Source organism: Accumulibacter sp. (assembly GCF_016789985.1).
Classification (GTDB): Bacteria; Pseudomonadota; Gammaproteobacteria; order Burkholderiales; family Rhodocyclaceae; genus Accumulibacter.
Map to the genome: position 1 here is coordinate 1 of NZ_JAEUOL010000054.1, position 12,698 is coordinate 12,698.

The following is a 12,698-nucleotide window of genomic DNA, read 5'->3' on the forward strand; positions in this document are numbered from 1 at the left end:
CCCAGCCACAACCCACCAGCGGCCAGCGCCGCACACTGATTCGCCGCTGAACACCTGGGGTCGGGCCCAGCGGCTGTTCAAACAATGCTGCTTGTCGGCAGGCATGGTCACGTCACTTCAGCGATGGGCTTTCACGGTAAATCGGGTAGGCTGAGCGGTCTTTCCGGATACCCCTACACGATGCTCGCTCAACAGTCCCGCCTGATTCTCGCGCACGCAACGCCGATGCTGCTCGCCCAACTGAGCTCGATGGGCATGATGGTCATCGACACCGCCCTGCTCGGCCACTACGGAACCGACGACCTGGCGGCGGTGGCGATCGGCGGCGGCATCTACATCTCGGTGGTCTTTGCCCTGGCCGGCATTCTGCAGGCGGTTGCGCCGACCGTCGCCCACCTGCGCGGCGCCGGCCGCGACCGGGAAATCGCCGCGGTCTTGCAACAGGCACTATGGCTGGCTCTGCTGCTCGCCGGACCGGGCATGCTCCTGCTCCTCCACCCCGCGCCTCTGCTCGCCCTGTCGCGCATCGATCCGCTGGTCGAGAGCAAGACCCGCGCCTATCTCGCGCTGCTGGCGCTGGGCATGCCGACGATTCTGCTCTACCGGACCTTCCATGCCTTCTGCAACGCACTCGGACAACCGCGCCCGCTGCTGCTGATCAGCCTCGGCAACACCCTGCTGCACGGCCTGCTGGCCTCTCTGCTGGTAACCGGCGCCTGGGGTGGTGAAGCACTCGGCGTGCTCGGCTGCGGGATATCGAACGTGACAGTCAGTTGCTTCTCGCTGCTCGCCGCGACAGCCCACCTGCGCCGCTCGCCGGTGCTGCGACCCTACCGTCTGTTCGCCGCCTGGCAACTGCCGCGGTGCAAGCCGCTGGGCCAGTTGTTGCGCCTCGGCCTGCCGATGGGTTTCTCGCATTTCGTCGAGATTTCCTCGTTCACGCTGATGGCGCTCTTCGTCGCCCAACTCGGTGCGACGACGGTTGCCGGCCACCGCATCGTCGCCAATCTGGCTGCCATCTGCTACATGCTGCCGCTGGCGCTGGGCATCGCCACCCTCTCTCAGGTCGGTCAAGCCGCCGGCGCACGCGACTGGCCGCGTGCCGAACATTCGATCAGCGCCGGACTGCTCCTGGCCGGCGGCCTGTCGGCACTGCTCGGCCTGTTGTTGTGGCTGAGCGCGGCGCCGCTCACCGCCGCTTACACCGACGATCCGGCAGTGCAGGTGGTGGCCCTCGGCCTGCTCGGCTACGTTGCCTTTTATCAACTGTTCGATGCCGTACAGACGATTGCCGCACACGCCTTGCGCGGCTACCGCATCACCCTCGCGCCGATGCTGGTACACATCGCCTGTTTCTGGGGAGTGGGACTGCTCGGAGGCTGGTGGCTAGCCTTCAAGGCTGCGCAGCCGATGGGCGCTTCCGGCTTCTGGCTGGCCTCGCTGCTCAGCCTGGTACTGGCAGCGGTGCTGCTCGCCGCGCTGCTCAAGCGTGCCATGCGGGCAGTGCGGCAGTAGCCGAACGTTCCGTGGCGGGCGCTGCGCTCGCTCGGTACCCGGTGAGCCAGCGGGCCGCCCGGGAGGCAAAGACACCGCAAGCATTGGTGGTCGATGATGACCGGGTGATGCACCTGCTGGAATAGGAAACTCTGAGCCGGTTCAACTTCACCGTGCGCACAGCAATGGGTGGCGAAGAAGCGTTCGAATTGCTCGCCGGGTTCGTCCCCGGACCGGTGTTGCTCGATGTCGGCGCGACGATCATCGATCAGACCGGAATTCGAGCCCACCAGCTCGAGCTGGAGCTGGAGCTGGAGCTGACTACAGGCATCCTGATGGAGCAAGATGCGGGTATATCGGAAACTGTCGCGCTCCTACGTCGAATGCTTCCCGATCACCTGCTGAAGCTCGACCAGAGACTGGCCCGAGGCCTGCCCGGCAGCGCCGCTGATGGCGCCATCACAGCCGCGATCATTACGATGGACCGTAGCTTCAATCTTGAAGTGATTGCCGAAGGAGCGGAAAATCCGGCGCAAGCCGATTACCTGCGACGGGCCAAGTGTGACAAACTGCAGGGGTATCTGTTCAGTCGTCCGCTGCCCGCCGAAAACATCGGGCCCCTGCTGCGCCAGGATCACATCGTCCTGCCGGCACGAGCACCCGTCAACCAGATACTGCCGTATGGGAATGTGCTGCAGCGAAGAACCAACACGAAGCAGGAGGAACAACGCCAATGAGGTATCGCCACAGTGTCGCGCAGAGCGCCGAATATCTGCGCCTTGCCGTGAAGCGCATGACCCAGCAGGAAGCCGGCCTGCACCCGGCAAGCTATGCGCTGTGGTACGAATACGTGGCGGGGCTCAACCCGAATCTGCAGAGCGAGATCGATGCCCTGCTCAGCACCAATGCGCGACTCGACGATGAAACCACTTACGCGCTTTACTCCCGGTACGTCTCCGAATTCGACTCCAACACCGCCTTGCGCATCGGCGACAGCGTCGGCCATCTGGTCGAACAGGTGGCCGAGTCGGCAGCACTGGCGGGCGACCAGGCATCGCGTTTCGGCAGTTCGCTTGAAAACTGGGCAGCGGCAGTACTGCGCCCCGCTGCGACCAGCGAACCCCCGGCCAACAACGGTGTGGCGGACATTCTGCGCGGCACCCGGCAGATGCAGGAAGCGATCAGTACCTTGCAGGCGCGCCTCGAGGACAGCGCTCGTGAAACACAGCAACTGCGGCTCGAAGTGGCGCGCGCCCGCGAGGAAGCACTGATCGACGCACTGACCGGACTGAGCAACCGCAAGGGCTTCGATCTGGCACTGGCGGCCTGTCTGGCGCACGTCAGACCCGAAACGCCCGGGCCTTGCCTGCTGATGATCGACCTGGACCATTTCAAGCGGCTCAACGACTCGCTGGGACACGTTTTCGGCGACCGGGTGCTGGCCAACCTCGGCCAAGTGCTGCGCGCCAATGTCAAGGGCAAGGACACCGCTGCACGCTACGGCGGCGAAGAGTTCGCGGTGATCCTGCCGGAAACGCCGCGGGGCGGGGCGGTTGGCCTGGCCGAAGCGCTGCGGGCAAGGGTTGCCGCCAGCCGCATCAAACGCAGCGGTGACAAGGAAGCACTGATCGGCAACATCACGGTTTCGATCGGAGTCGCCGACTACATCGCCGAGGAGTCGGCCACCGATCTGGTCAGCCGCGCCGACCGTGCGCTCTATGCCGCCAAGATGCAGGGGCGCAATCGAGTCGTCCTGGCCCAGCGTCCAACGGCCGAGTCCCGCGTGAGAGACCAGACGGACCTGCAACGTGGCGTCTGAAACCGAGCAGAGCGACCGGACGGTCGGATGCTTCATGATCCCGATGTCGGGATTGATGTCGCTGCTGATGCCACCCGATGCGAAGCTCGGATTCGCCATCAAGGGACTGGATGGACGGTATCGACTGGCCAATCGGGTCATGGAAGAGCTGCTCTGCCAGGACGGCGAACATCTGGCCGGGAAATCCGAGCAGGAAATCCTTCCACCACCCGCCTGTCGATTGCTCGAACAATGCGATCAGCGCATCGTTGCCGGAGAGCCCTCGGCGGCAGTCGAAATGGAGCTCACGGTCGCTGGCCAGCTCAGCCACTGCCTGTGGCTGAGGCTGCCTATCCTCGGCCCCAAGCGGGAACTGCAGGCGATTGCCTCCCTGCTCCAGGAAGCGGCTTCCCCGCAGCAGGGTTTCGTGGCAGCGCAGGAGGAACTCGCAAGTTTGCAGGAAGCCAACCGACAACTGCAACAGACGGTGGCCGAACTGGAACAGGTGGCCAGCACCGACAAGCTCACCGGCGTCTGGAACCGGCGGCACATGGAAGAGAGTCTCCACCAGGAGATGGAGCGTCAGAGGAGGTACCGGCACCCGCTGAGCCTGCTCATCCTGGACATCGACTTCTTCAAGCAGATCAACGATCAACACGGTCACGCAGTAGGTGATTGCGTCCTTCGCCGGCTCGCGGAAGTGCTTCAGGGACAGTTGCGCAGCGTCGATTCGCTGTGCCGCTGGGGAGGCGAAGAGTTCATCGTGCTGTGCCCGAGCAGCGGACGTTCAACCGCCGCACAGCTTGCCGAACGCTTGCGCCGGAAAGTTGCCGAGACGAATTTCCCCTCCGTGGGACGCGTCACGACCAGCATCGGGGTCGCCGAATGCCAACTAGGAGAAAGCTGGGAGGAATGGTTTGCGCGCACCGACATGGCACTCTACCAGGCCAAGTCCGGCGGCCGGAATGCGGTTCAGGTGGCTCCGGAAACACGGCGTCCTGACGGTGCCGACGATGACCCTTCCAGCAGCCTCGTACACCTCGTCTGGCATCCGGCCTACGAGTCCGGCAATGACCTGATTGATCGCGGTCACCAGCAACTTTTCGCCGACGCCAACGAACTACTCTCGGCAATGCTCGCGGAGCGTCCCATGGAGCAGGTCAACGTAATCGTTGATCGCCTGTTCACCGACATATTGCAACATTTTCGCGACGAGGAAGCGGCCATCGAAGCTGCCGGCTTCCCGGCCGCCACGCAACACGCCAGCCTGCATCGAAATCTGGTCGGCCAGGCCGGAAAACTGGTAGAAGAGTACCGCAACGGCAGGCAGGGAGTCGGCGACGTCTTCCAGTTCCTCGCTTATGACGTGGTAACCAAACACATGCTGGGAGCAGACAGGCTGTTTTTCGACCACCTGGCAGCGCAACCCGTACCGTTTGGCCCGGTGGACGAATAGCCTTCGCACGCCACCCGCCGGGCTCCGTGGAAAACAGTCGGATAGCCTCCGGCGGTCGGCAGTGATTCGACGGCCGGCGGTGACGGCTACTTGCCGACTGCCGCCTTGGCCTTGTCGGCGGCCTCTTTGGTGGCATCGGCGGCCTCTTTGGTGGCATCGGCTGCCTCCTTGGTGGCATCAGCAGCCTTGACGACCATCTCCTTGCCGACCTCCTTGGTGGCATCAACCGCTGCACCGGCCGCAGTTTCGGCTTTCTTGGCAGCTTCTTCGGCTTTCTGCGCCGCTTCCTTGGCGACTTTGGCGGCCTCGGCCTTGGCTGCCTCGGCTTTCTTGGCGGCATCGTCGCCGCAGGCGGAAACGGTCAAGGCAAGCAAGGCAGAAATGGCGAGCAGACGGATTTTCATGACTCTTTGACTCCTGTGGTTGATGGTACGTGCTCTGACGAGGACGAGATTCCACCAAGCTCAGCGCTGCACCCGATCCCTTGTCACACACGCAGGGCGACGGCGTTCTTCCTGGTGGATTGGTGCTATCACAACACAATCGTCAACGCGAGTAAACTTGCTCGCTGGCACTGACGCACGCAGATACGCGATCCATCCGCCAGGCCACGCCGCAAGCCCGCTGACACGGATGACGGCGACAGCCTTCGACAAGACCGAAAGGGTCACCATGAATCCTGCCCAGCATGGCCTGGATGTTATGCTCTGTGAGGTGCTGGGCGCGACGATCAGCGGCGGCACGGCTTCTTCGCCAATCGGCATCGACGCGATCAGCGACATCGGCGGCGGCTCGATCTCGCGCACCCTGCTGGTCGAGAGCGCCCGGCGGCGCTTTTTCGTCAAACTCAATGACGCCAGGCTGGCCGGAATGTTCGCGGCTGAAGCCGACGGCCTGAGTGCCTTGGCCAGATGTCCCGCCGTGCGCGTACCACGCGTCGTCGGATACGGCACCAGTGGCCGGCAAGCCTATCTGGTGCTTGAATACCTGCCGCTGCAAGCCTTGCGTGCGCCCGGCCAGGGGGCTACAGCGGGGCAGGCGCTGGCCGCGCTGCACCGCATCCAGGGATCCGAATTCGGTTGGCCACGCGACAACTTCATCGGCAGCACGGCGCAGTCCAACATCCCGCATCGGACCTGGCCTTTCTTCTTCGCACGCCGCCGCCTGTTACCACAACTTGAACTGGCAAAAAGAGCCAGCCAGCACAGTCAGTTGATCAGCAGCGGCGAGCGCCTGGCCGAAAAACTCGCCGCGCTGTTCGTAGACCATCAGCCGGCGCCCAGCCTGCTGCATGGCGACCTCTGGTACGGCAACGCCGCGGTCGACGAGTCCGGACAGCTCGCACTGTTCGATCCGGCAGTTTACTTTGGCGATCGCGAGGCCGATCTGGCAATGACCGAGCTGTTCGGAGGTTTTCCCGACAGCTTCTATGCAGCCTATCGTGCAGCCTGGCCGCTGGCCGATGGTTTCGAACAGCGCAAGACGCTATACAATCTCTACCATGTGCTCAATCATCTCAACCTGTTCGGCAACGCTTACCTGAACCAGGCCGAGCGGATGATCAACAGGCTGCTTGCCGAAATCGGCCGCTGAAACGTCGGCGGAATGTCCGCCCAGCCGGCAAACTCTTCCGGGAGGAGAAGATGAACGTCACCACCAAGGAGCGCGAACAGCGGGTGTGCCACTTCCGGCAGATCCTTCTCTGGCCTCTGCAATTGATGCCACTGCCGGAGGACTGCACGCTCCAGCATCACTACCAGTTGCTGGTCCAGGAGACTGCCGACAACCCGTGGCGCGAACTGGCCGACGAATTCAGCGGCGACCCCGAGCAATTCCACGAGCGTCATTACAGCGAGTTCGTCACTTTCCTGCCCTACGTGCAACGCTTCCTGTACGGCGAGGGCGGCAGCGAGGAAGGCAACCCGCACTACGGTGAATCACCGATCCGCATCTTCCGCCGTCAGGATGTCGCCAAGGTGCGCATGACCTTCAAGGAAAGCAAGACTCCCCTGCTCTTCGACATCGTCCACCTCGATCTGTATTTCTTCTACGACATCGACGTAGTCATCCTTGCCGTCGAGATCGCCGCCGACAACCTGGAGCTGAAGCAGGTCCAGGACACGCTCTACCGTTTCGGCCGTGCTTATCCGCCGTACTGGGACGAGGATGGCAGCGGCGGCCACTGCCTGAAGCTGGCCGAATGGCTTGCCCCGGACGGCAGGGTACTGGCGGCATCGGATTACGAGAAACGCAGCAAATATCTCTCCTTCGTCAGCCGCTTTCGCGCGCCCTGCATTGCCTCGCACTGGGAATTTCTGCTGCGGCCCCTGGTACTGCACCACTCGGATGCAGATGGTCTGGTCCGTTACCGGCAGATCGAGTATCACCGCATGCCGCTGCTCGCCTACCTGGCCATGGATGATCCGCGCACGCTGAGCCGTGGCGATTTCGCCCGCCTGGTGCTGGTCAGCGGGCCGGGGAAAAGCGGCTCGCTGCCCTATTCCGATCAGCACCTCGAAGGCTTTGAAGCGCACTTCTGCTACGACCGTTACTGGCACCCGGAAACGGAACAGCCGGGCACCCGGCTGCTCTCCTGCGGCCACGCCTTCGTCATGGTCGGCAGCGCCCGCGAGCCCTACTTCACCGGACTGGAGAATGGTCTGCTCGGGCAGTTTCGCCATCAGTTCTTCCTTCTCTCGCTCATCCCGCACTTCCACAAGGCGGCACTGCTGATGCTCTCCGATTGCCTGGTGACGGCGCTCAACCGGCTCGAGATCGGCAACGCCGAATCGGTCAAACGGTTCAAGCGAGCCATTCGCGAGATCCTCGAAGTCTTCCTGCGCTTCACCCATCGCTACTGGTTCTACGAGATCTCGGACCAGGCACAGGCGAGGGCACTGTTCTCCATGACCCGCGAGCATCTTGGCACCGAGCGGGTGTACAACGAGCTGCGCGAGGAGATCCAGGACATGAGCCAATACCTCGACAGCGACAGCCTGCGCCGGCAGGCCAACACGGTGGTGCGGCTGACCGTGGTGACGACAGCCGGCCTGATTGCGACCATCAGCACCGGCTTTCTCGGCATGAACCTGATCGATGCCGCACAGGACCCGCTGTCCGACCGGCTCATCTTCTTCGCACTGGTCTTCGTGCTCTCGGCCCTGCTCACCGGCTTCGCCATCGTCAGATCGAAGCGTTTGTCGGACTTCCTCGAAGCGCTGTCCGACGAGCGCCTGTCGCAGCGCGAAAAGCTCGCCACCCTGGTCGCCGTCTGGCGGAAGAAGCTCCCGACGGGCTTGCGTTGACGGCGGGGACTGTCCGGCGTGGCCGGGCCACCGACGCAGTTGAGGCGAGCGGACCGTCAGCCAGCCAGCATCGTCTCGAATTCGCGCAGGTAACTTTCCAGACTGCCGGGCGTTCCACAAACGAACAAGGTGTCTTCCGGCTGCACCACAAATGAGTTGTCGAACTCGACGATGACGCGCTCGCCGCGCTCGACCGCGACCACCGCCGCGCCGGTCCGCTCGCGCACCCGATCACGCCACGGATGTCCCCACGCCAGCCCGCCGGCGGCCACGCGGATGAACTTGAGGCGATGCTCGACGGCCACTGCTTGTTCGCCGCGCAGATGATAGGCCAGGATCTGCCCGGCCACCTGACCCACCGAGAGGGCAAAATCGGCCCCGGCCTGGTACAGACGAGGAATGTTCTGGGCCCGATTGGCACGCACGATCAGCGGCACCTCGGGCGCATGATCACGCACCACGGCGGTGGCGAACACGCCTTCGCTGTCGTTGCTCAGGGCCAGAACCACGGCGCTCGCCGAACGTACGCTGGCACGCTCCATGGTCTCATGCTCGAGCACGTTGCCAACGATGTCCACCTCGGGGAGGTCTTGCTGATCGATGACGATGGTCCTCTCGCCGCTATCCCTCAGCATCTCGACGAACTTCCTGCCAACCGCACCGTAGCCGGCGAGAATGATCGGTCCGCTGCGGCGGATCGGGATGGCCAAACGCTCCACCTTCGCCAGATTGGCGTGCGCTCCGGCAACGACCAGAATGCCGCCGGCTTCGATTCGTGTATCCGGCCCGCCGGCGGTGGTGAAACGACCGCAAACCCATTGTCCGATCACCGTGACGCCATGCCGAACCCGCAGACGCAGGTCACCGAGTCGCCGTCCGGCGAGTGGACTGCTGGCCCGGACCCGGAACTCGGCCAGTCCAACCAGACCGCCGAGCAGGTGCATGCCCTCGGCCGGCGGGCTGATCCGCTTGCTGGCACGCGCGGCGAGCGCCGCTGCCAGAACATGCGAGGGCGTAAACACTTCAGATGCGCCAACCTGCAGCATCGGAGGCCGGTACAGCGGATCATCCGCCAGCGCGAAGATCGGACCATTGAAGCCCTGTTCCCGGGCGATCAGGATACAGATCGCATTGGCGTGATCGTCGGCATTGGCAACCACGGCACGCGCTGCGTGGATGCCCGACAGTACGCCGGGCTCTTCGTCGAGCTTGCCGAACACCACATCGTAATCACGGTTGCGCAGATTGCGGGCCAGTTCCATGTCCTCCTCGAAAACGACGAAGGCCGTCTGGGTCCGCTGAAACTCGTCGAGCAGCGACTCGATCGCCGGACCGTAGCGATAGAAGAACACGCGTCCATTCATCGGAGGCAACAGGTGCGGCAGGCGCACCTCGAAGCGCTCCTCGATGTAGGGCATGACATAGAAAGGGAAGACGAGCACCAGAAAGAACATCCCGACGAACTGGGTCAGGATGACGAAGACAATCATCACTGGATGGCTCCACGGTGCGTAGGCGCCGTAGCCGGTGGTGGTCAGCGTTTCGGAAGCCCATTCCAGACTGGCCCAGAAACCGATCGGCTTGTCCTCGAAGTATTCTGAGGCCAGCATGAAAACCATGCCGAAGAGAACAACCGCCGCCGGCATGCTGACCAGAAGGCCAAGCAGGCGCCAGGTGGATCGCCGCAGACTTTGGGTCACTCTTCGCATCGCCGGAAACTCGCTAGCCGGATGGATCATTGGCACATGGCCAAGTATCCTCGTCCGCGAAAGGGACGTCAAATCGAGAATGCCAGCTCGCCAATCCGGGGCGAAACACGCCTCGCGAGTGATTTGTCGCCGCCAAGGGTGTAGATTGTCATCTTGGACGACCCCGTGCCAAACCGCCCACGCGCCCCGCCCTTGTTGTTCGACAGACGAGGAATGTACTGCGCTGGACCGTCCCGAACCAGGAAGCTCACCCTTTGCGCATTCATTCTCTGACTGTCGAGCAGGCGCTGGCCAGCCTGAACAGCACGGCGAAGGGCCTCAGTGGGGCCGAAGCGGAACGCCGGCTCGGCGAGTTCGGTCCCAACCTGCTGGAGGAGGTCGAACAGCAGCACCTGCTGCTGCGCTTTGCACGGGAATTCACCCACTTCTTCGCGATCATCCTGTGGATCGGCGCCGCTCTGTCTTTTGTCGCCGAGCACTTCGACCCGGGCCAGGGAATGGCGCGCCTGGGCATGGCCATCATCGGCGTGATCGTCATCAACGGGGTCTTCTCATTCTGGCAGGAGTACAAGGCAGAACGGGCGGTGGCGGCACTGCGCCAGTTGTTGCCGCAAAAGGTCAGGGCCTGGCGTTCCGGCGAGATCGTCGGCATTCTCGTCAGTGAACTGGTCCCGGGCGACATCATCCTGCTCGAAGAAGGAGATTTTGTGCCGGCCGACTGCCGGCTGACCGAAGTCTTCGGCCTGCGCGTCAATCTGTCCACGGTCACCGGTGAATCGCTGGCCAAGGCACGCACCATCGAGCCGAGCAGCGAAGAATCGGTGCTGCAGGCAAGAAACATCGTCCTCGCCGGCACCTCGGTCGTTTCCGGCCAGGCGCGCGCCGTGGTCTACGCGACCGGCATGCGCACCGAGTTCGGCCGCATCGCCCACCTGACGCAAACCGCCGGCGAAACCAGCTCACCGCTGCAGCGCGAAATCGCCCGCCTGTCACGCATCGTCGCCTGCCTGGCAACCGGCATGGGACTGCTGCTCTTCTTCGTCGGTCAGGCGATGGGCCTGCCGACCTGGGAGAATCTGCTGTTCGCCATCGGCATCATCGTCGCCAATGTCCCGGAAGGACTGCTGCCGACGGTCACCCTGTCGCTCGCCATGGCAACCCAGCGCATGGCCAGGCGCAACGCGCTGGTACGCCACCTGCCGGCGGTCGAGGCACTCGGCTCGACGACGGTGATCTGCAGCGACAAGACCGGCACACTGACCCTCAACCGCATGTCGGTACAGCAACTATGGGTCGGCGGCGCGTTCATGCCGCACGCCGAACTGGCTCGACGGCCACAAGTCATCAACGATCACCGTGCACTGTTCGTCAACACCGCGCTCTGCCACAACCTGAAGAAGGTCGATGAACAGGGTCGGCAGGCGCTGCATGGCGATCCGATGGAGATCGCGCTGGCCGAGACCGGCCACCAATTTGCCGGCGATCTCGCAGGCTTCCGGCGGATAGACGAAATTGCGTTCGACACCGATCGCAAACGCATGTCGGTGATCTGCGAAACGCCGGAGGGCCGCATGCTCTACTGCAAAGGAGCGCTCGAGACGGTGCTCGCCGGCTGCCGTTTCATCCAGTTCGACGCCGGCCTGGCACCACTCGACCCGGCCACCCGTACCCGCCTGCTGGCGGCACAGGACGAAATGGCAGGCGCCGGACTGCGTGTCCTTGCCTTTGCCCACCGCGCCATGGACCAGCAGCAGACCAGCCCGGCCGAGGAACAGGAGATGGTCCTGGCCGGACTGATCGGACTCGAGGATCCACCACGCCACGAAGTGCCGGAAGCCATCGCACGCTGTGCCGCCGCCGGTATCCGGATCATCATGGTCACCGGAGACCACCCGCGCACCGGAGTGGCGATCGGCCGCCAGATCGGCTTGCTCGGGAGCAACCATCCGCTAGTGATCAGTGGCGATCAACTGCGCCTGATGTCACCGACGCAGCTGCAACTGGCGCTGGACGCTCCGGAGATTCTGTTCGCCCGCGTCGCCGCCGAGCAGAAGATGCGCATCGTCGAAGCCCTCCGGAACAAGGGGGAAATCGTCGCGGTCACCGGCGACGGGGTCAATGACGCACCGGCCCTGAAGGCCGCCGACATCGGCATCGCCATGGGAATCGGCGGGACCGACGTGGCGAAGGCAGCAGCCGACCTGATCCTGCTCGACGACAACTTCGCCAGCATCGTGGCGGCGATCGAGGAAGGGCGCGCGGTATTCGAAAACATCCGGAAGTTCCTGACCTACATCCTCAGCTCGAACATTCCGGAACTGGTGCCCTATCTGGCCTTCGTCCTGTTCCGCATTCCGCTGCCACTGACCATCATCCAGATCCTCGCCGTCGACCTCGGCACCGACATGCTGCCGGCACTCGCACTGGGTGCCGAGAAACCCGATCCGGCGGTCATGCAACGGCCACCACGCGCGCGCGGCGAGCGGCTCTTGTCGTGGGGCCTGCTGGCGCGAGCCTACCTGTTTCTTGGTGTGCTCGAAGCTGCGGCAGCAATGACCGCCTTCTTCTTCGTCCTCCATGCCGCCGCCTGGCACTATGGTCAGTTGCTCGACCGGATGGACCCCCTGTACCTCCAGGCAACCTCGGCCTGCCTGACAACCATCGTCGTGATGCAGGTGATCAACGTCTATCTCTGCCGCCACCCACGAAGGTCGTCGCTGGAATACGGCCTCGGCGGCAATCCCTACCTGCAACTCGGCATCCTCGCCGAACTGGCGGTCATCCTGTTCATTCTGCACACGACGGCCGGCAACTGGCTATTCGGAACTTCGCCGATCAGCGGCGCCACCTGGTTGCTGGCTTTCGGCTGTGCCCTGCTCATGTGGGCCCTCGAAGAGTTGCGCAAGGCAGCGCTGCGTCGTTTCCACACGGACTGA

The 12,698-nt window shown here is 63.6% G+C and carries 9 protein-coding genes; 7 read left to right on the plus strand and 2 right to left on the minus strand.

All coding sequences use genetic code 11. The features are described from left to right. Positions 1–180: 180 nt before the first annotated feature. The 4 genes from JNK99_RS03060 (at position 181) to JNK99_RS03075 (ending at position 4,748) form a co-directional block, all read left to right on the plus strand. Positions 181–1,515, plus strand: coding sequence for an MATE family efflux transporter (locus tag JNK99_RS03060; protein WP_291848443.1), 1,335 nt, complete (start codon positions 181–183; stop codon positions 1,513–1,515). Positions 1,516–1,679: 164 nt separating this feature from the next. Next, entirely contained in the window at positions 1,680–2,231 is a 552-nt protein-coding gene (locus tag JNK99_RS03065; protein WP_291848446.1) for an EAL domain-containing protein, read from the plus strand. Further along, positions 2,228–3,313: a GGDEF domain-containing protein gene (locus JNK99_RS03070; RefSeq protein WP_291848449.1), complete on the plus strand. Its 1,086-nt coding sequence runs from the start codon at positions 2,228–2,230 to the stop codon at positions 3,311–3,313. Before JNK99_RS03065 ends, JNK99_RS03070 begins: the two co-directional genes overlap by 4 nt. Beyond that, positions 3,303–4,748, plus strand: coding sequence for a diguanylate cyclase (locus tag JNK99_RS03075; RefSeq protein ID WP_291848452.1), 1,446 nt, complete (start codon positions 3,303–3,305; stop codon positions 4,746–4,748). Before JNK99_RS03070 ends, JNK99_RS03075 begins: the two co-directional genes overlap by 11 nt. A gap of 86 nt (positions 4,749–4,834) precedes the next feature. On the opposite strand, the gene JNK99_RS03080 is transcribed toward JNK99_RS03075, so the two are convergent. Further along, the gene (locus JNK99_RS03080) at positions 4,835–5,152 is read right to left on the minus strand and encodes a hypothetical protein (protein ID WP_291848455.1); all 318 of its coding nucleotides are present in this window, start codon (positions 5,150–5,152) and stop codon (positions 4,835–4,837) included. 268 nt (positions 5,153–5,420) lie between these two features. On the opposite strand from JNK99_RS03080, the gene JNK99_RS03085 reads away from it, so the two are divergent. Together JNK99_RS03085 and JNK99_RS03090 are read left to right on the plus strand one after the other, a co-directional pair. Further along, positions 5,421–6,341 carry a fructosamine kinase family protein gene (locus tag JNK99_RS03085; RefSeq protein ID WP_291848457.1) on the plus strand — a complete coding sequence of 307 codons (921 nt, stop codon included), beginning with the start codon at positions 5,421–5,423 and terminating at the stop codon, positions 6,339–6,341. A gap of 50 nt (positions 6,342–6,391) precedes the next feature. Continuing rightward, entirely contained in the window at positions 6,392–8,053 is a 1,662-nt protein-coding gene (locus tag JNK99_RS03090) for a CorA family divalent cation transporter (protein ID WP_291848460.1), read from the plus strand. Positions 8,054–8,109: 56 nt separating this feature from the next. Here the strand turns inward: JNK99_RS03090 and JNK99_RS03095 are convergent, their stop codons facing one another. Then, positions 8,110–9,753 carry an NAD-binding protein gene (locus JNK99_RS03095; protein ID WP_291848463.1) on the minus strand — a complete coding sequence of 548 codons (1,644 nt, stop codon included), beginning with the start codon at positions 9,751–9,753 and terminating at the stop codon, positions 8,110–8,112. Between the two features lie 263 nt (positions 9,754–10,016). Here JNK99_RS03095 and JNK99_RS03100 point away from each other — a divergent pair, with 263 nt between their 5' ends. Next, positions 10,017–12,698 carry a cation-transporting P-type ATPase gene (locus tag JNK99_RS03100; RefSeq protein WP_291848466.1) on the plus strand — a complete coding sequence of 894 codons (2,682 nt, stop codon included), beginning with the start codon at positions 10,017–10,019 and terminating at the stop codon, positions 12,696–12,698.